Raw genomic sequence first — 19228 nt, 5'->3', positions numbered from 1 at the left:
TTATTTTACGCTAGACGATAAACCAGCGCTTTTAAATTTGCGCCATCTGGCTCTTCAAAACTCGGAGCCGCTGGTAGTCTTTCAACAAAGCTCAGTCGCCCTTCGGTGGCGTCACTTATCATCTCGATAAACAGGTTTTCTGAGACATCAGGGCTGTTAGCACATAACAATAGCTGCGTATTGCTGTGGCATAAATCCGGCAAACGGCGTAAAATTTTTTGATAATCTTTGGTTAGTACGAAACTGCCTTTTTGAAAACTCGGCGGATCAACCACAATTAAATCAAATGGCGCGGCCTTTTTTAATTTACCAAATGACTTCAAAATATCGTGAGGTAAATAACTAATATTTTCCGCCACCTTATTTAATCGATGATTATCAGCCCCCGTACGCAACACTGATTTATTCATATCCATATTAATAACTTGTTGAGCGCCACCTAATTTAGCGACAACCGAAAACGCACAGGTATATGAAAATAAGTTAAGTACTTTTGCATCGTGACTATTATTTTTAACAAACGCCCTGCCCTCACGCATATCAGGAAAAATACCCGTATTTTGCGTTTTGGTTAGTTGTACCCAATATTTGGCGCCAAGTTCAGCAACTTCGAATCGGTCTTGCACCTCACCAAACGGTACAGACACTTGCGTATCACGTCCGGCACGATACTGAAACACAAGCCCTTTTGCGTTAAATCCAGCAGCTTGCTGCGCTTGCCAAACGGCTTCTGTTAGAGCGTTTTGCGTTGTTTCATCAATTATGTTGTAGCACGCAAGAAATAAATACGGCGGGTACCAATCTAAATTGATGAAATTAGTTTCACCTTGGCTATCACCGCGGCCATGGTAAACACGGCACACTTCATCGTTAAACGGTGCGCCTTTGGCAATAGCGCTTAGTAAATTGGTTAAATCGATATTAGGCATTTATTAATTCTTGATGTAATTGTTGAATTTGATCGCGTACGCTTGCTGCCTTTTCAAATTCAAGGTCTCGGGCAAACGCCAACATTTCAGATTCAAGCTGTTTGATTTTCTTGTTAATTTCATCGGCTGATAAAATTTCAGCGGTCGCTTTACTGACCGTTCTCTTACTTGCTTTCGGCGCATCATCAACTTGTTCACCCACGTCCATAATGTCGGTGATTTTCTTATTCAGGGCTTGTGGCGTAATGCCGTTATCTAAGTTGTATTGGTGCTGAATACTGCGTCTACGTTCGGTTTCGTCAATTGCCCGCTTCATCGAATCTGTTATGCGATCCGCATATAGAATTGCGCGGCCGTTAATATGACGGGCAGCACGACCAATGGTCTGAATAAGCGACCGGGTTGAACGCAAGAAACCTTCCTTGTCAGCATCTAAAATCGCCACCAAAGACACTTCTGGCATATCTAACCCTTCACGAAGCAAGTTAATTCCGACCAGCACATCAAATACACCCGCACGTAAGTCACGAATAATTTCAACACGTTCAACGGTATCTATATCAGAGTGAAGGTAACGCACTTTTACATCGTGATCATTTAAATAATCGGATAAATCCTCAGCCATGCGTTTGGTTAATGTGGTAACTAATACACGCTCGTTTAGCTCAACACGCTTATAAATTTCAGATAATAAATCATCCACTTGCGTTCCGACTGGGCGAATTTCAAGTTCCGGATCTAATAGGCCTGTTGGACGAATAACTTGCTCGGCTACTTCGTTATTGGAGCGTTCTAATTCATAATCGCCAGGCGTTGCCGACACATAAATCGTTTGCGGCGAAATCGCTTCGAATTCTTCAAACTTTAACGGACGATTATCAAGTGCCGATGGTAAACGAAAGCCATATTCCACAAGGTTTTCTTTACGACTGCGATCGCCACGATACATTGCGCCTACTTGCGATACAGTTACGTGTGATTCATCAATAATCATTAACGCTTCATCAGGCAAGTAATCAAGCAATGTCGGTGGTGGCTCGCCAGGTGCCCGGCCCGATAAATAACGCGAGTAGTTTTCAATGCCCGAGCAATATCCCAGCTCGCTCATCATTTCAATATCATATTGGGTACGCTGTGCAACGCGCTGCTCTTCAACTAAACGGTTATTATCAAGTAACTGTTTACGACGAATTTTCAACTCTTCTTTAATGTTGTCTATTGCCGCTAAAATCTTTTCACGCGGCGTTACATAGTGGGTTTTCGGGTAAATTGTGGCGCGAATAATATGCCTTTCCACCGCGCCTGTAAGTGGATCAAAAATGCTTAAGCGGTCCACTTCATCGTCAAACATTTCAACGCGAATAGCCATGGTTTCAGATTCAGCAGGAAAAATATCTATTACTTCGCCGCGCACACGATAGGTACCACGTTGAAAATCAATGTCATTGCGGGTGTATTGCAGTTCAGCAAGTCGGCGCAGTAAGTCACGCTGATCTATGGTGTCACCTTGCTTTATCAGTAACATCATCTTTAAATAAGAGTCAGGATCGCCCAAACCGTAAATTGCCGAAACTGAAGCAACAATAATAACGTCTTGTCGCTCAAGCAACGCTTTGGTTGCAGATAAACGCATTTGTTCGATGTGGTCGTTTATTGAAGCATCTTTCTCAATAAAGGTATCACTTGCAACTACATACGCTTCTGGCTGGTAATAGTCGTAGTAAGAAACAAAGTACTCCACGGCATTTTCAGGAAAGAACTCTTTCATCTCACCGTATAGCTGAGCTGCTAGGGTTTTGTTATGCGCCAAAATAATGGTCGGGCGATTTAGCTCTGCAATAACATTCGCCATGGTAAAGGTTTTACCTGTACCGGTAGCACCCAGTAAGGTTTGGTGGGCCAATCCTGCTTCGAGTCCATCAACTAGTTGCGCGATGGCAGTGGGTTGATCGCCATTGGGTTTAAAGGGCGATACCAATTTGAAATCTGAAACATTTTCTTTACTCATATTTCCCTCTAAACAGTGTGTGGCACAATACTATTATGGCATTTGGTTAACTGCTTTTTAAACCATGTGTATGAAACGCATGCTGTGAATAAGTTACCCACTAACGCACCAATAAATAGCCCTTGTAAGTCGCCGATTAAACTACCGACATAGGCAAATGGCAAATAAAACACAAATAAGCGTACAATACTAAGTACCAGCGCGTGCATTGGCTTGTGTAATGCGTTTAATGATGAATTAGTTAAAATTATAATACCCTGCAAACCGTAGCCTAACGGTAAAATGTAGATAAACAGTTTTATCACATCGATAACACTTTGCTCTTCAGCAAATATATGGCTTATCACACCACTTAACGCGATAAGCACTAGGTAAATAACGAACTGCCATATAAGTACAAACTTCAGGCTCGCCATATAAGCTGCCTCAACACGGTCGTAACGATTTGCACCGAAATTTTGGCTAATAAAAGGTGGTAGTGTCATAGAAAGTGCTAACACCACAATACTGGCGATTGATTCGATACGACTTCCCACACCAAATGCCGCCACCGCATGCGCGCCATAGCTTGCGACAATCGCAGTCATAATTGCCATTGCTATCGGCGTTAGCATATTTGCACTGGCTGCTGGTACGCCAATTTTTAGCATTTTTACCGTTGCAGTCATAAAGCTTTGCTGACACTTTTCCCAAGCCACAAGTTTGCGTTTAATAATCAGTAGATAAAGAATAAAGGCAACACCAAATGACCAGGCAATAACACTCGCAATCGCAGCACCTTTAATGCCCATGGCAGGCACTGGTCCAAAGCCAAAAATTAAAATAGGGTCCAAGATTGCGTTTATCACCCCCGCCCCGCCCATAATAATGCTGGGTGTTTTAGTATCGCCGCTAGCACGCAAAACGGCGTTACCAATCATTGGGGTAATAAGTAGCGCGCTGCCGATAAACCAAACCGTCATATAATCACGAATATAAACCAGCAGTTCTGGTGTCGCGCCAAGTAATGTAAAAATCGGTGTGATCAGTAAATAGCCAATAAATGACGTCACCACAACTAACAATGCAGACACGATTAATGCGACTGCACCATCGAAACGCGCTTCAGCGTGATTATTTGCACCAAGTGCTTTAGCAATTATTGCCGATGTGGCGATACTGAGGCCTATTGCAAGGCTGATAACCGTAAATGTAACCGGAAAGGTAAAACTAATTGCAGCAAGTTGTTCTGTGCCCAACATACTGACAAAAAAAGTATCGACAATATTAAACAACATTAAGGTGATCATGCCGAAAATCATTGGCACGGTCATTTTAACAAGTGTTTTTTCAATCGGCGCTTCGAGAAGCGATGCGGCGCTATTTGCTGATTGCGATTTAGACTGTTGCATGAGGACCCTTATATAAGCACCGCAACATTCTAATGAAATGAGCGCGTTGATACCATCGCAAATTAACTTTTTACAAACCCGCCCAACCAATGTAAACAAAAAGTAAACCAAAAGAATTCTATATTTACATTTGATTTATATAAATACACTGATATTCCGATAGATACTCAGTTAGTAACAGCTAACAACCACTGCTCCGACTAGTTTTTACACAACAACTTGCGCAATAAACATACCGAGATTACATTTCGAACAATTTTCAACCAAAAACCATCAAATAAATTAAATCATTGAATTTATTAGCAAATATTTTTTATTTGAAAACTATTGCATTTCTCTTACAACCGATAAATAAAGGGCTTGGTTATGTTCTCAAAGATTCATAAACAGAGTTATCCACAGATTTAGTGGATAACTAAATGTAGCCCTTTATTAATCAGCGATTACAAAAATAAATATGTCATAGAGTGCGCTAATATCAGTATCAAAAAAATTGCCAAGAAAAATATTGATACTTTTTCACTAGTGATTAATTCATTAATCGTTAGGTAAATCAAAATACTTATTATTAGAACCAATTGCGCGTTTTATTTGCTCTTTGCTCTTAGCTCTTAAATAAGTATAAGGCGATTTACAACCGAGTATGTCTTTTTATTAGTGTCGGATAAGCGAAAACGATACTTTTTAAGTTCCCAATCTCCTTATAGTTAAACTAGGCATAGCGTATTGTTTTTTAGCATTACACGTTTTCACTAATTTAATTGTTCTGGGCTTAATTCTAATTATGATGAGTATTTGTGCCTTTTAGCTTCTTTATACACTCGAGTTTGAGATGTATCGCCACCGTTTTGCATTAGCCTGTCAGTTCAGTGAAGCAAATAAATCACAAAGTATTCGTAAATGCTCGCTTTAACATTTTATCTAAAAACACAGTTATAAGCCTGTATCCTATTGAGAATTAGACATTGTGAGTTTGACTCAGTAATCAATAGCTTTTAGATATCCACCAATAATCGCTGATTATTTAAAAGTGTTAAAAGTAAAAACCAAGTTCAGTGTTTATATCATCCGTAAGCACAATTTTAAGGTAATAAAATGAATGGCAAGGTAGCGAGTGTCTAATTTTTGACTTTAGATACTTCATTTTAATATGTAATTTCCATCATTTTTAAAACACTAATGAACAAATAACACACGAAAGCAGTTAAAAAACTAGCAAGTTGCACAACAAATATGCATTCAAACCACTTTTTTAACTTTCTTAATTAATAGTTGTTGACACTTCCCCATGCTGTCATTAATATTTCGCCCCGTTGAGAACAACGCCATTCCCCCTTAGCTCAGTTGGTTAGAGCGACGGACTGTTAATCCGCAGGTCCCCCGTTCGAGTCGGGGAGGGGGAGCCAAGTTCTTAGCATTTAACGATTCCCCCTTAGCTCAGTTGGTTAGAGCGACGGACTGTTAATCCGCAGGTCCCCCGTTCGAGTCGGGGAGGGGGAGCCAATCGTTAATCTACTTTAAGTATGCTTGTTCCCCCTTAGCTCAGTTGGTTAGAGCGACGGACTGTTAATCCGCAGGTCCCCCGTTCGAGTCGGGGAGGGGGAGCCAAAGCACACTGCCTATTGTTGTTCCCCCTTAGCTCAGTTGGTTAGAGCGACGGACTGTTAATCCGCAGGTCCCCCGTTCGAGTCGGGGAGGGGGAGCCAATTCTTACCTTTCTATATTACATTTTATTACCTTTATTAGACTTTTCTTAGAATATAACTTACCATTTCATAAGTGATTTTTTGTATTAGTGACAGAGTTTTGGTCTTGCATAGCTGACAAGTATGCCGATCTATTGTTGTCCCCTATTTCATTTAATACAATCTACCAATTAATACAGCGTGAGATAAGAAAAACCATGGCAGGATTAACTCGCTTTATTACAATCCAAGTATTTTTTTGCTTGCTAGCAACAGCACTTACTGGATATATGCTTAATTCAGCGTTGCATCAATATGCAAACTCGCAACAATTAAAAGTGCAAAGAGCAATCGATCTTGAACTCGCTCAAATAACGACTGAGCAAGATATCGAAGCATTCGCAAAGAATATAAAGTTACAGTACAACCTTGATAAATTAGTCATTAAAGACAAAGAAAATGAAACTATTTTCAGCAATCAAGGCAACTTAAACTACCTGCCCTTTTTAGTAAAACACCTACAAAATTACAAACCGTTTATTCGCTCTCAACATGGCGCGGGAAGCGATTTAGGTCTTAAAATCGAGTTTACGCTACGCCTACAGCAAACCGCTGAAATCGTACAAAATGCGTTTTTGATTTTATTTTTGATCATTTTAGTGCTCACCCTTGTGCCTTTTATCACGTTAAAGCTGACATTAATGCAAGCGTCAAATCGTATGGGCGATGCCATTTCAAATATGGTCGATAAGTACATTGAAAATGACAGTAAAGATGGCAAACTCGACTCATCTCTTGCTGATAACGCAGTGAGCAATATTTTTCCGAGCATTGTTCGCTTAAATGGCTTTTTAAAGCGCAAGCAAAAAGACATTGAATCCTCTGCCCTTGATATTAAACGTGAAGCCTACAAAGACACTGTGACAGGGCTAGGCAACCGTAATTTATTTATAGAGCACTACGAACACCAAATTGAAAACGCCGATAAACCGTGTTTCGGTACCCTTGCCGTTATACGCTGTACTGAATTGAACTTAATAAACCAAACGCGTGGTTATCAGCAAGGCGATGAATACATTAAAGATGTGTCAGATCTCATCACCCAAGCTATTGGCACTTACTCTGGCAGCACCAGTTATCGCTTAAATAGTTCAGACTTCGCGGTACTGTTAATCAACGTACCAATTAAAGAAGCAGAAAAGCTTGGCGAAGTACTGCAAAGTAAATTCACCGAATTTCAACAACATGTTGAACTTACCAGTGTCGCAAATACCGGTATTGTGTCTTTTGAAACAGGCAAGCCACTTAGCCCACTATTAGCGCAAGTAGACACTGCTCTTAGCCTTGCACAAAGTAAAACTACAAATGGCTTCCATATTCAAAAAGAAAGCGACATTATCGATAACGTTTCAGCAAGTTTTGGTAATCAAAATTGGCGTCAAGTGATTGATGATGTATTAAACAACAATCGCATTCAGCTAATGATCCAAACCATTATGCCAACCAGTCGTAGTGCTAAGGCCTACTCTGAAATATTCGCGCGTTTTAAAACGTCTGACGAACACATTTTGCCAACCTCTTCGTTCTTAGCAATGAGTGAAAAGCTCAATCAACATGCACATGTAGACCGCCTTGTTATCGAAGAAGCAATTAATGCAATTAAAACGCGTAACTTGAACGACCAATTTTTCGGTGTAAACGTATCGGCTAAAAGCGCTCACGACGAGCAGTTTTCGATTTGGCTTGAACGTCGCTTACTAAAAGATAATGCCATTGCCGCCAAATTAATTTTTGAAGTGAGTGAATTCGGTTTACAGCAAAATGTAAAAGCATCAAAACGCTTTATTGATATGATCCACCGTGTAGGTGCGCGTATTACCGTTGAACGTTTTGGTGTTGGCTTAACCTCATTTAAGTTTTTCCGCGATTTAAAACCTGATTTTATCAAAATGGATGCAACCTACACGCGCGGCTTAGAAGAAGATAAAAACAACCAGTACTTTATGCGTTTAATGGTTGATTTGGCCCACCGCATTGGCGTTACTGTACTTGCCGAAGGGGTCGAAAGCCAAGAAGAAAAACACATTATTGAACAACTGTGTTTAGATGGTGCACAAGGCTATTACATCGAAAAGCCGAAAGAGATTTAATTTACACCATTTAAAAAGGGGCTTTATCGCCCCTTTTTAACGCCACAATTACCTTTTGTTTAAATTTCACACTAAACTCCCCCACACTACTTTAACAATTGAAACTGAATGAGATTTGTTTAGCGGAATAAGTTGAGCTTTAATCCGAAAATTTGGATAATAAGCGTCAAATGTAGCGCATATAAGATTTCAATGACCGAATACCTACTGTTACTCATTGCCACAGTATTAGTAAACAATTTTGTTTTGGTACAATTTTTAGGCCTGTGCCCGTTTATGGGTGTGTCTGGCAAGCTGGATACCGCAATTGGTATGTCTCTTGCGACCACTTTTGTACTCACTTTGGCATCAGTCACCAGTTACCTCGTAAATCAATATATTCTTATACCGCTAGAGCTCACTTTTCTGCGCACTATGAGCTTTATTTTAGTGATCGCAGTTGTTGTGCAATTTACCGAAATGGTGGTACGTAAAACCAGCCCGACATTGTATCGCTTACTGGGTATATTTTTACCGTTAATCACCACCAACTGTGCAGTACTTGGCGTAGCATTATTAAACACCCGTGAGCAACACTCATTTTTACAATCGGCAATTTACGGCTTTGGCGCCGCAGTCGGTTTTTCATTGGTACTTGTTTTATTTGCCGCAATGCGCGAGCGCTTAGCGGCAGCAGACGTACCAGCCCCATTTAAAGGCGCGTCTATCGCCATGATCACAGCTGGTTTAATGTCGTTGGCATTTCTTGGCTTCACCGGACTGGTAAAACTGTAAATGACTTTATTCTACGCCCTACTCGCCTTAGGCGGTTTAGCGCTGTTATTTGGCGCAATTCTTGGCTTTGCCGCAATTCGCTATAAAATTGAAGGCAACCCTATCGTCGAACAAATCGATGAAATATTACCGCAAACGCAATGCGGTCAGTGTGGCTACCCAGGCTGTCGCCCTTATGCAGAAGCCATTGCTAATGGTGATGACGTTAACAAGTGCCCACCGGGAGGCGAAGCCACGGTACAAAAGCTCGCGGATTTAATGGGAGTTGAAGCCAAACCGCTTGCTGGCGGCGAAGAAAAAGAACCGATTAAAACGGTTGCCTACATTCGAGAAGATGAATGTATTGGCTGTACTAAATGTATTCAAGCGTGTCCTGTTGATGCCATCGTCGGCGCAACACGCCAAATGCACACAGTATTAATTGACGAATGTACAGGGTGCGATCTGTGCGTTGAACCTTGTCCGGTAGACTGCATCGACATGGTGCCAGTTAAAACCACAAGTAAAAACTGGAAATGGGACTTACAAGCCATTCCAGTAACAAATATCGATTAGAGGTTGTTGGTGGAATCTATTTTAGAACAAATTGAACGTGGTAAGCTTTGGTCGATTCCGGGCGGCGTGCACCCTGCCCCGAATAAAGCGAGTTCAACACAACAACCAATTAAGCGCTTACCGTTACCTGAAAGTTTAACTATTCCGCTTAAGCAACACATTGGCGATAACGGGCGTTTGCTCGTTAAAACGGGTGATCGTGTATTAAAAGGTCAAGCCTTAACCGAGCCCGCGGGCCACTGGAGCGTGCCTGTACATGCACCAACCTCTGGTACTATCAGCGAAATCGCGATGAAGCCAACCACACACCCAAGTGCATTGCCTGAGCCGAGTGTAGTATTACTGCCAGATGGTCAAGACACATGGTGTGAACTATCTCCATGGCCTGACTTTTATGCGAAATCTGACCAAGAGATTGTAACGCGTATTCACAATGCAGGTATCAGTGGTATGGGCGGTGCGGGTTTTCCTGCGTATGTTAAAGCCCAGCCTAAAAATGAAATAGAATTTCTAATCATTAACGGTGTTGAATGCGAGCCATATATCAGCGCCGATGACATGCTGATGCGTGAGCATGCTAGCGAGTTAATAAAAGGCATTGAGGTATTACGCAAACTTTATCAGCCAACCAAAATTTTAATTGGTATTGAAGACGATAAGCCTGAAGCGATCGCAGCACTGAAAAAAGCATGTGAAAATGACCACTATACTCAAGTATGCCCGGTGCCAACTAAATACCCATCGGGCGGTGAAAAGCAACTTATTCAACTGTTAACGTCAAAACACGTACCACAAGGTGGGATCCCATCTGATATTGGTATGGTGGTTCATAATGTCGGTACTATTTTCGCTATTTATCAGGCCATATATGAAGGCAAGCCGCTGATTGAGCGTGTTGTAACGGTAACGGGTGAAACAATTTCAACACCCGGTAATGTTTGGAGCTTACTCGGTACACCAATCAAGTTCTTGCTCGAGCAAAGCGGTTTTCAGCCACAGCAGTGGCAACGTGTAATTATGGGCGGTCCAATGATGGGCTTTACCTTACCGAGCGTACGCCTTCCAATTATAAAAACCAGTAACTGCGTGCTCGCGCCGAGCGAACATGAAATGCCGATGCCCGGTGAAGAAAAAGCCTGTATTCGCTGCAGTGCGTGCGCCGACGCTTGCCCTGCTACGCTACTACCACAGCAGCTACAATGGTTTGCCAAAAGTAAAGAATACGACAAGTTAGAAGAACATCACTTATTTGACTGCATTGAATGCGGTGCGTGTGCCTATGTGTGTCCAAGTGAAATTCCACTGGTGCAATATTACCGTGTTGCCAAGGCAGAAATTCGTCAAGAGCGCGAAGATAAGATTAAAGCCGAACGTGCCAAAGAGCGTTTTGAAGCACGTAATGAACGTTTGAAGCGCGAACAAGAAGAACGCCAAAACCGACACAAACGCGCGGCAACACGAACGAACGATGACGCTAAGTCGAAAGTTGAAGAAGCCTCTAAACGAGTTTCGTCAAATGATAAAAGTGCAGCTGTTCAAGCAGCTTTAGCGCGCGCTAAAGCAAAACGTTCAGATAATGGTGAGCCAGATAATTCTGAAATGGCAAAGCTGCGTGAAGAACGAAAAGCACAAGCTCGCGCATATAAAGAAGAAAAACCAGCAGCGACAAATAATGACAGTAAAAAAGATGCCGTTGCAGCTGCAATAGCACGTGCAAAAGCGAAAAAAGCTGAGCAAACAAACGAGCAAGATGTAAAAGATAATACGAGCGACCCGCGTAAAGCAGCCGTCGCCGCAGCCATTGCACGCGCCAAAGCAAAGAAAGAAGCGAAAGGTTCCGATGACGCTGCCAATAATAGCGCTACAAATGATACGGACACATTAAGCGATAACGATCCACGTAAAGCCGCTGTTGCCGCTGCTATTGCTCGTGCAAAGGCTAAAAAGGCTGCACAGCAGGCTGAAGAACCATCAACTGAAGCGCTTGATGAAACCAAAACTCAAGACGCAGATGAAAGCGCCAGTGATGATCCGCGTAAAGCAGCTGTTGCCGCAGCTATCGCTCGTGCAAAAGCCAAAAAGGCAGCAAAGCAGGCTGAAGAATCTTCAGCTGAAGCGCTTGATGAAACCAAAACTCAAGACGCAAGCGAAAGCACCAGTGATGATCCGCGTAAAGCCGCTGTTGCCGCTGCTATCGCTCGTGCAAAAGCCAAGAAGGCTGCAAAACAGGCTGAAGAATCATCAGCAAAAGCGCTAGATGAAACAGAAACCCAAGATGCAGACGAAAGCGCCAGTGATGATTCACGTAAAGCAGCTGTTGCCGCTGCTATTGCTCGTGCAAAAGCTAAAAAAGCTGCAAAGCAAACTGAAGAATCATCAGTAAAAGAGCTAGATGAAACGGAAATTCAAGACGCAGACGAAAGCGCCGATGATGATCCACGTAAAGCCGCAGTCGCTGCCGCTATTGCTCGTGCAAAAGCCAAAAAAGCAGCCAAGCAAGCGGCTGAGCAAAACGACTTGCCACAATCGAACGATAACGATGTGGAGCAACAAGATAACCTAGCTGCAGTTGAGACAACTGAGAAACCAAAACTCGATGCTGAAGCGAAGAAAAAGGCAGCGATAGCCGCTGCAATCGCAAAGGCTAAAGCCAAAAAAGCGCAACAAGATAAAGGATCGGAATAACGTGCAATTATCCTTAAGCAGCTCGCCACACAAACACAGCCATAAGTCGCTCGGTGCACTTATGCTCAAAGTTGCCTTTGCAGCAAGCCTAGGCATTGCCTGTCAGGCTTACTTTTTTGGTTTTGGTGTAATTATTCAATTATTGCTGGCAATTATCACTGCGATTGCGGCCGAAGCTTTTGTGCTAAAACTACGTAAGCGCAATATAAAATCCGCGTTAAGCGATTATAGCGCGGTACTTACTGCCGTGTTACTTGCTATCAGTATACCGCCGCTTGCGCCTTGGTGGGTGATTGTTATTGGTACCGCGTTTGCCATTATTTTTGTTAAACAACTGTATGGCGGCCTTGGTTTTAATTTATTTAACCCTGCGATGGCAGGCTATGTGCTGTTGTTAATTTCGTTTCCGGTACAAATGACAACATGGTCACCTCCCATTGAACTTGCATTTAATCAACATACCCTGTTAGATGAAATTAGCGTTATCTTTACTGGCATAACCCAAAGCGGACTCACAACAGAGCAGTTAAGACTCGGCGTAGATGGCGTGTCTATGGCAACCCCACTCGATACGCTAAAAATTAGTCTTAGCAAAGGGCTCACCACCTCAGAAAGTTTGCAAAACCCAATTTTTGGCGAACTTGCTGGAATCGGTTGGCAATGGGTTAATCTAGCATACCTATTAGGCGGCATTTATTTATTAAAAGCGCGCGTTATTAACTGGCATATTCCAGTAAGCTTTATAGCTAGCCTTGCTATTTGTGCCAGCATTGGTGTGATGTTTCACCCAGGTGTTAGTACCGGTCCTGTGCTTCATTTATTTAGTGGCGCAACCATGTTAGCTGCATTTTTTATTGCCACCGACCCGGTGTCTGCATCAACAACGAATAAAGGCCGTTTAATTTACGGTGCCTTAATTGGCCTGTTGGTTTACCTTATTCGTACTTATGGTGGATACCCTGACGCTGTTGCGTTCTCTGTATTGTTACTCAATATGGCGGTGCCTTTAATTGACTTCTACACGCAGCCAAAAGTGTATGGCGCTAAGGAGCAATAATGTTATCTAAATCAATTTCTAAAAACGCACTAATTTTAGGCGCGTTTGCAATTGCCAGCACTGCGGTAGTAACCCTTACTTACATCGCAACTAAGCCTGCGATTGAACACAATAAACAGCAAAAACTAATGACAACATTAGGCCAAGTTATTAGTGAAAGTGACTACGACAACACACTTTATTTAGATTGTGCGCAGATTAAAGAAGATTATTTAAATCACGCGAGTGTTACCAAAGTTTATCGCGCTAAAAGTGGTGATAAGCCCGTCGCAGTGGTTCTACAATCAACTGCACCAGATGGTTACAGCGGTAATATTGAAATTCTTTCTGCCATTTATATTGATGGCACAATAGCTGGTGTACGCGTTATTGAACACAAGGAAACGCCAGGGCTTGGTGATAAAGTAGAAATTCGTCGCTCAGACTGGATAACCAGTTTTGATGGCAAACGCCCTACTTCAATTAAAGATACGTCATGGGCAGTAAAAAAAGATGGTGGTCAATTTGACGCATTTACAGGTGCAACAATCACGCCTCGCGCCGTGATTAATGCCGTTAAACGTGCAAGTCTTTATACCCAAAATCAGCATCAAGCGCTGTTTAATCAAGATAATTTATGCGGAGTAAATAATGACTGAACAACTGCGCGATATAATTAACCAAGGACTGTGGAAAAATAACCCAGCATTGGTACAACTGCTTGGTTTATGCCCATTATTGGCAGTATCGGCGACCGTAACCAATGCGCTTGGTTTAGGATTAGCCACCTTGTTTGTATTGTTAGGGTCAAACGTCACCGTAGCAATAGTACGTGAATGGGTGCCAAAAGAAATTCGCATTCCAGTATTTGTGATGATCATCGCCGCATTTGTGACAATGATCGAGTTATTAATGAATGCCTTTAGTCACGAGCTGTACTTATCACTGGGTATTTTCATTCCATTAATCGTTACCAACTGCGCCATTATTGGTCGTGCGGAAGCATTTGCCTCTAAAAATTCAGTGCCACTTGCAGCATTTGATGGTTTGATGATGGGACTGGGTTTTCTTGCTGTGTTAATGCTATTGGGCGCGATGCGTGAATTATTAGGACAAGGTACTTTATTTGATGGTGCACATTTACTGCTGGGTGATTGGGCAAAAGTGTTACGCATTGAAATAATGCAAACCGAAACAAAGTTTTTACTTGCGATTCTATCACCAGGTGCTTTCTTAGGCATGGGCTTGCTTATTGCGTTAAAAAATTACATTGACGCTAAACAGCAATCACAACAAGACGAACCAATTACTGAAAAAGCGCCACGCGCACGTGTAACAAGCCTGGACTAAGCACATGAATAAAACAAAACGCCGCGAAATATTAGAGCGTTTACGCGCCGACAACCCAGAGCCTAAATCGGAATTAGAATACTCAAATCCGTTTGAATTATTGGTTGCGGTTACGTTATCAGCACAGGCAACGGACGTTGGCGTAAATAAAGCAACACGTAAGCTATTTCCCGTAGCCAATACGCCAGAAGCCATTGTGGCACTTGGTGTTGAAGGCCTCAAAGAATACATAAAAACCATTGGCCTTTATAACTCAAAAGCTAACAATGTTTATAAACTTAGCCAAATATTAATTGAAAAGCATAACAGCCAAGTACCTGAAAGTTTAGAGGCGTTAGTTGCCCTACCCGGTGTTGGCCGCAAAACTGCAAATGTTGTTTTAAACTGTGCTTTTGGTTGGCCAACAATTGCAGTCGACACCCATATTTTCCGCGTATCAAACCGTACTAAATTCGCCATGGGTAAAGACGTTGATGCAGTAGAAGCAAAACTTGAAAAAGTGGTACCAAAAGAATTTAAAGTAGACGTACACCACTGGCTTATTTTACATGGCCGATACGTATGTGTTGCGCGAAAACCCAAATGCGGCAGCTGTTTAATTGAAGATTTATGTGAATTTAAAGAGAAGATTGATTTGTAGTTCACAGATATTTAATAAAGTAAAAAGGGCATTTTAAATGCCCTTTTTTGCGAGTATTTCACGTAAACAAAGTGATTAAGCACTTACAACTAGGTTGGTGCTCTCAACTTCATTTAATACCACAGTAGCTGCGCGCTTAAAGAAGTTAAAATCTGTTGCCGTACATGAAGTATACGCGCCCATCATAGTTGAGATAATAAGGTCGCCATTTTCCAGTTTAGGTAACATAATTTCTTCGCGGATCACATCAATGCTGTCGCATGTTGGACCTGCAAGTACCGACATAAAACGCTCACCAGTTGTTTGCGCTGAATCAATTTGATACTTAGCTTCGTCAAACATTAAACCGCTAAACGAGCCATATAAACCGTCATCCAAGTAATACCAAGTTTTGCCGCCACGCACTGCTTGCCCCATCACTGATGCAATATTAGTTACTGCCGTTGCCACAATAAAACGCCCTGGTTCAGCAATCACGCGTACTGTTTCAGGTAACTTCGCCAATGCATCACGAATAGGTGCACAAAAATCAGCAATATTTGGCACTTCTGGTGTGTATTTCACAGGGAAACCACCACCAATATCAAGTGTACTCAGTGCAGGTAAACCCGCATCAATTACCGCCAACATAATGTGATGGCATTTGGTAATCGCATCTGCGTATTTCACACCACTTTTGGTTTGTGAGCCAACATGGAACGATAGCCCTTTAATGCGAATACCTAAATCAAATGCATGTTGAATTAGTGTTATAGCATCTTCAGGTAAGCAACCGAATTTTTTCGATAAGTCAGCTAATACCTCAGGGTTTGGAAAGCTAACGCGTACCAATAACTCAACCTGATCTTTGTATTTTTCAAACTTATCAATTTCGTTGATGTTATCAACCACAAACACATTGCAGCCATACGCAAGTGCATGTGAAATATCAATATCACGCTTAATTGGGTGCGTTTGAATTGTACGCTCACTCGGTACACCGACCGATTGTACAAGGTCGACTTCACCGTTTGTTGCTAAATCAAAATACGCACCTTCAGCAAGCAACGTAGTTACAACAGCTGGGTGTGGTAATGGCTTTAGCGCATAGTGCAAATCAACATTCGGTAATGCGGCCTGTAACGCACGATATTGTGTTCTGATCAGATCACAATCTAGCACCATAAGCGGTGAACCAAATTGAGCAACTAATTGTTCAGCTTGTGGTTTTTCAATTACTAAACCGTGACAAGCATCAACATTGGTAATAGGGGCCATTACAGGTGTTAAAGACATAGCGATTCTCCGAGCAGTGTCAATAAAACTAAACTAATCAAATAAACTCATTATGAGTTCGAGCGAGTTAAACATACTTAAACATTCAAGTTCACTCTTGGATAGTTGCTCTATCGCCTTGCTGCAATAAATTGCAATGTACTCGGATTGGCTATCAACAAGAAGCGTGCGAATAATAAATCAGATTTTTTTAGATGCAATCTTTTTTTATTAAAATTTAATAAAAATATTTAAAATAAAATTAAAGCTATAAATATCAATTAACTATGGCGTTTTATAAAAAGTAATAATCAAGCGTAATGCTTAACTTGTAATGTGAGCAAGCAAGAAAATGCCGAAAACAACAAAATACAAGCGTTGCGCGATTTTATTATGAATAATCCGAAAGCAGCCAAATAAACTAGCCTCAACTAGGCGCTAGCAATTTATTTAAAGGCTTTGTCCGCAAAGCCTTTAAAAATAATGTACTGAGCCCAATAATCTATAACAGTAAATTACTGTTTTACGCTTAGCGATAAGCAACAATTTTGTTAAGCGTAAAAATATAAAACCTGTTTATAGGGGCACATATGCGTTTGTTACACACCATGATCCGTGTTGCGGATTTAGATAAGTCTGTTGAGTTTTATACCAAAGTACTCGGTATGAAAGAGCTACGACGTTCTGAAAATACTGAATACCGTTATACGTTGGCATTTGTTGGTTATGGCGACGAAAAAGACAATGCGGTTATTGAGCTAACCTACAACTGGGATACCGACAGCTACGACCACGGTAATGCATTTGGTCACTTAGCCATTGAATATGATGACATTTACGCTGCGTGCGAAGAAATCAAAGCGCTAGGTGGTGTTGTATCGCGCGAGCCAGGCCCAGTAAAAGGCGGCACAACCGAAATTGCGTTTGTCAAAGACCCAGATGGTTACTCTATTGAGCTAATACAAAATAAATTTAAGTAGTAGCCAATTGGCTATCGGTTAGCTCATGATAATCACTGAGCTAACCAAACCAACAGGTATAGTCTTTTATTACACCACCACTACGCCTAAGTAGTTTAGCAATGACGCTTGCTGCCATGGGTTAATTTTAACACCCGTTAAATTTACTCGACGGGGATCTAATCCGTCTAGATCGATATCGGTCAGATCGCAGCCCGTTAACTTAAATTGTCGCCAACTTTCCGGTGAAAATTCACCGCCACTTAGGTCCGAGCCAGACAAAGACGCATCTTGTAAATTAGCGCCAATCCAGCGGTTATTATTGAGCTTACATTTTTCAATGCATTGATTATCGAAATTCGCATACGATAAATTGCAGTTAGTCATTTCAACACTGCAAAAATAGTTTCGGTATGAGATTTGATTTGCAAAACTCGTTCTGAAAAAGTCCGCGCCTTTGAGATCACACTGATTAAACTTAGCACCAAAACAATTTGCACCAATAAACGAGCAAAGAGACAACTGACAACTAATAAACTGAACATCTTGCAATTTGGCATATGAAAAATCACACCCTATTTCATCGCCTTGCTCTATAAATACACACTCAATAAATTGCGTATCTTGCAGTTGTGTTCGTGAAAAGTTGCAGCGCAAAAAATGACATTGATTAAACACACTATGAGTTAAATCTTGTTGAGAGAAATCTTTTTCAATATAAGTCTGCTGTTCAAACATGCCGTTACCCGTTAATTTAGTTAGCGGCAGATTAACATTAGAGAAAGATTATTCAATAAAAATAACTCTTTAAAATACAACAATTTAAAATCGCTCAAATCTGGGTTTTAAGACACCTAATTAACAACTGGAAGCGAGAAAATAATTCAAGCCAAGAAACCGAGCTGAAAAATAATTTATGCGCTTAAACGCGATTCTAGCGTTGATTTAAAAAATTAATTAACGGTTGGCTTTATTTAATTATTAACAACCAGTAAGTACTTGTTGATACACAGGCGGCGTGCTGGCTGATGCGGCTTGGGTATAACGAAAATAGCAATTATCATCGCTTATTTGCGTATCCCCATCAAAATCCCAACCAATATAGGTAAATCTAATACCTTGATATTGGATCTGCAGATCGTCGGATAAGTTAATGCGCTTCTCAATATCTGTGTTATCCAAGTAGCCCCACATAAGTCGCGTCTCAAACGAGCCATTATTATCAAGATCAACATCGAAAAGATCAGGTCGACCAGGGACAGCTTGTGTTGAGTAGCTTTTCATTAGAGATTTGTAGTGAACAAGATCATTGGCTTGTTCAACGCTTACTTGTATTTGATTGATGACTTCACTACGCGCATCACTCGATAGTCCCATGAACCTTGGAATAGCAGTAACAGCTAATACACCGAGTATGACAATGACAATAATCAATTCTATAAGCGTAAATCCACGTGATTTCATAACAGCATTAAATCAATAAGAACTGGGACGTTTATAATATAGCAATTATCTGGTAATTCGAAATTAAATGAGGTGATTGCTTGATTTAGGTTCTGAGAGTTTCAGAAGAATAGATTTAGAATAAGTGGCGTCCCCTAGGGGATTCGAACCCCTGTTACCGCCGTGAAAGGGCGGTGTCCTAGGCCTCTAGACGAAGGGGACGCAGTATCTTAAAGATAATGTGTCACTAGGACTGGTTATTTTCACTCTTACCATACGAGCTTTAATGACTCACCCCACTCTTTTAAAACTAAGCTTAAAAATAAGTGGCGTCCCCTAGGGGATTCGAACCCCTGTTACCGCCGTGAA

15 protein-coding genes and 5 tRNA genes are annotated in these 19228 nt (G+C 41.5%); 13 read left to right on the top strand and 7 right to left on the bottom strand.

Going from position 1 to position 19228, the window contains the following annotated elements; translation table 11 throughout:
* Positions 1–5: 5 nt before the first annotated feature.
* Genes ACHSBP_RS10380 through ACHSBP_RS10370 form a run of 3 tightly spaced genes read right to left on the bottom strand, consistent with a single transcriptional unit; the run spans position 6 to position 4328 of the window.
* Entirely contained in the window at positions 6–929 is a 924-nt protein-coding gene (locus ACHSBP_RS10380; RefSeq protein WP_010559833.1) for a class I SAM-dependent methyltransferase, read from the bottom strand.
* Complete coding sequence (gene uvrB / locus ACHSBP_RS10375; RefSeq protein WP_010559832.1) at positions 922–2937, bottom strand: excinuclease ABC subunit UvrB; 2016 nt, start codon at positions 2935–2937, stop codon at positions 922–924. The genes ACHSBP_RS10380 and uvrB overlap by 8 nt, the downstream gene beginning before the upstream one ends.
* A gap of 8 nt (positions 2938–2945) precedes the next feature.
* Positions 2946–4328, bottom strand: a complete 1383-nt coding sequence (locus ACHSBP_RS10370) for an MATE family efflux transporter (RefSeq protein WP_010559831.1) — start codon at positions 4326–4328, stop codon at positions 2946–2948.
* A gap of 1329 nt (positions 4329–5657) precedes the next feature.
* Between ACHSBP_RS10370 and ACHSBP_RS10365 the strand changes: the two genes are divergently transcribed.
* The 12 genes from ACHSBP_RS10365 to nth all read left to right on the top strand — a co-directional run bounded on the left by ACHSBP_RS10365 (position 5658) and on the right by nth (position 15203).
* Positions 5658–5734, top strand: a tRNA-Asn gene (locus ACHSBP_RS10365).
* 20 nt (positions 5735–5754) lie between these two features.
* Positions 5755–5831 (top strand) — tRNA-Asn (locus ACHSBP_RS10360).
* A 28-nt stretch (positions 5832–5859) separates the two neighbouring features.
* Positions 5860–5936: transfer RNA gene (locus ACHSBP_RS10355), tRNA-Asn, on the top strand.
* A 21-nt stretch (positions 5937–5957) separates the two neighbouring features.
* Positions 5958–6034: transfer RNA gene (locus ACHSBP_RS10350), tRNA-Asn, on the top strand.
* A gap of 197 nt (positions 6035–6231) precedes the next feature.
* Positions 6232–8163 (top strand): EAL domain-containing protein, encoded by a 1932-nt coding sequence (locus ACHSBP_RS10345; protein WP_395388797.1) that lies wholly within the window; start codon positions 6232–6234, stop codon positions 8161–8163.
* Between the two features lie 192 nt (positions 8164–8355).
* Positions 8356–8937, top strand: coding sequence for an electron transport complex subunit RsxA (gene rsxA, locus ACHSBP_RS10340; RefSeq protein WP_010559829.1), 582 nt, complete (start codon positions 8356–8358; stop codon positions 8935–8937).
* On the top strand, positions 8938–9492 hold the full coding sequence (gene rsxB / locus ACHSBP_RS10335) for an electron transport complex subunit RsxB (RefSeq protein WP_054980443.1): 555 nt from the start codon (positions 8938–8940) through the stop codon (positions 9490–9492).
* A gap of 9 nt (positions 9493–9501) precedes the next feature.
* Positions 9502–12177: an electron transport complex subunit RsxC gene (gene rsxC / locus ACHSBP_RS10330; RefSeq protein ID WP_395388796.1), complete on the top strand. Its 2676-nt coding sequence runs from the start codon at positions 9502–9504 to the stop codon at positions 12175–12177.
* Position 12178: 1 nt separating this feature from the next.
* Positions 12179–13234 (top strand): electron transport complex subunit RsxD, encoded by a 1056-nt coding sequence (gene rsxD, locus ACHSBP_RS10325; RefSeq protein WP_010559826.1) that lies wholly within the window; start codon positions 12179–12181, stop codon positions 13232–13234.
* Positions 13234–13872: an electron transport complex subunit RsxG gene (gene rsxG / locus ACHSBP_RS10320; RefSeq protein ID WP_010559825.1), complete on the top strand. Its 639-nt coding sequence runs from the start codon at positions 13234–13236 to the stop codon at positions 13870–13872. Before rsxD ends, rsxG begins: the two co-directional genes overlap by 1 nt.
* Entirely contained in the window at positions 13865–14563 is a 699-nt protein-coding gene (locus ACHSBP_RS10315) for an electron transport complex subunit E (protein ID WP_010559824.1), read from the top strand. The genes rsxG and ACHSBP_RS10315 overlap by 8 nt, the downstream gene beginning before the upstream one ends.
* A gap of 4 nt (positions 14564–14567) precedes the next feature.
* Positions 14568–15203 carry an endonuclease III gene (nth, locus tag ACHSBP_RS10310; RefSeq protein ID WP_010559823.1) on the top strand — a complete coding sequence of 212 codons (636 nt, stop codon included), beginning with the start codon at positions 14568–14570 and terminating at the stop codon, positions 15201–15203.
* Between the two features lie 75 nt (positions 15204–15278).
* Here nth and ACHSBP_RS10305 read toward each other — a convergent pair whose 3' ends face one another.
* Positions 15279–16478 carry a type III PLP-dependent enzyme gene (locus ACHSBP_RS10305; RefSeq protein WP_010559822.1) on the bottom strand — a complete coding sequence of 400 codons (1200 nt, stop codon included), beginning with the start codon at positions 16476–16478 and terminating at the stop codon, positions 15279–15281.
* A 569-nt stretch (positions 16479–17047) separates the two neighbouring features.
* Here ACHSBP_RS10305 and gloA point away from each other — a divergent pair.
* A complete protein-coding gene (gloA, locus tag ACHSBP_RS10300) occupies positions 17048–17437 on the top strand; it encodes a lactoylglutathione lyase (protein ID WP_010559821.1) in 390 nt (129 codons plus the stop codon).
* A 69-nt stretch (positions 17438–17506) separates the two neighbouring features.
* Here the strand turns inward: gloA and ACHSBP_RS10295 are convergent, their stop codons facing one another.
* From ACHSBP_RS10295 to ACHSBP_RS10285, 3 genes are all read right to left on the bottom strand, one after another.
* Positions 17507–18154, bottom strand: coding sequence for a Qnr family pentapeptide repeat protein (locus tag ACHSBP_RS10295; RefSeq protein WP_010559820.1), 648 nt, complete (start codon positions 18152–18154; stop codon positions 17507–17509).
* Positions 18155–18397: 243 nt separating this feature from the next.
* Positions 18398–18880 carry a prepilin-type N-terminal cleavage/methylation domain-containing protein gene (locus ACHSBP_RS10290; RefSeq protein ID WP_040642778.1) on the bottom strand — a complete coding sequence of 161 codons (483 nt, stop codon included), beginning with the start codon at positions 18878–18880 and terminating at the stop codon, positions 18398–18400.
* A 125-nt stretch (positions 18881–19005) separates the two neighbouring features.
* Positions 19006–19081, bottom strand: a tRNA-Glu gene (locus tag ACHSBP_RS10285).
* Positions 19082–19228: the final 147 nt, after the last annotated feature.

Source organism: Pseudoalteromonas sp. XMcav1-K, assembly GCF_044005875.1.
GTDB classification, from domain to species: Bacteria; Pseudomonadota; Gammaproteobacteria; order Enterobacterales; family Alteromonadaceae; genus Pseudoalteromonas; species Pseudoalteromonas spongiae.
The sequence above is the reverse complement of the archived record's forward strand: the minus strand, read 5'-3'. Positions and strand labels throughout refer to the sequence as shown.

What these genes read in the sequence shown, in the direction of transcription:
- ACHSBP_RS10380 (WP_010559833.1), bottom strand. Translation starts at nt 929, where the DNA reads ATGCCTAATATCGATTTAACCAATTTACTAAGCGCTATTGCCAAAGGC.
- uvrB (WP_010559832.1), bottom strand. Translation starts at nt 2,937, where the DNA reads ATGAGTAAAGAAAATGTTTCAGATTTCAAATTGGTATCGCCCTTTAAA.
- ACHSBP_RS10370 (WP_010559831.1), bottom strand. Translation starts at nt 4,328, where the DNA reads ATGCAACAGTCTAAATCGCAATCAGCAAATAGCGCCGCATCGCTTCTC.
- ACHSBP_RS10345 (WP_395388797.1), top strand. Translation starts at nt 6,232, where the DNA reads ATGGCAGGATTAACTCGCTTTATTACAATCCAAGTATTTTTTTGCTTG.
- rsxA (WP_010559829.1), top strand. Translation starts at nt 8,356, where the DNA reads ATGACCGAATACCTACTGTTACTCATTGCCACAGTATTAGTAAACAAT.
- rsxB (WP_054980443.1), top strand. Translation starts at nt 8,938, where the DNA reads ATGACTTTATTCTACGCCCTACTCGCCTTAGGCGGTTTAGCGCTGTTA.
- rsxG (WP_010559825.1), top strand. Translation starts at nt 13,234, where the DNA reads ATGTTATCTAAATCAATTTCTAAAAACGCACTAATTTTAGGCGCGTTT.
- ACHSBP_RS10315 (WP_010559824.1), top strand. Translation starts at nt 13,865, where the DNA reads ATGACTGAACAACTGCGCGATATAATTAACCAAGGACTGTGGAAAAAT.
- nth (WP_010559823.1), top strand. Translation starts at nt 14,568, where the DNA reads ATGAATAAAACAAAACGCCGCGAAATATTAGAGCGTTTACGCGCCGAC.
- ACHSBP_RS10305 (WP_010559822.1), bottom strand. Translation starts at nt 16,478, where the DNA reads ATGTCTTTAACACCTGTAATGGCCCCTATTACCAATGTTGATGCTTGT.
- gloA (WP_010559821.1), top strand. Translation starts at nt 17,048, where the DNA reads ATGCGTTTGTTACACACCATGATCCGTGTTGCGGATTTAGATAAGTCT.
- ACHSBP_RS10295 (WP_010559820.1), bottom strand. Translation starts at nt 18,154, where the DNA reads ATGTTTGAACAGCAGACTTATATTGAAAAAGATTTCTCTCAACAAGAT.
- ACHSBP_RS10290 (WP_040642778.1), bottom strand. Translation starts at nt 18,880, where the DNA reads ATGAAATCACGTGGATTTACGCTTATAGAATTGATTATTGTCATTGTC.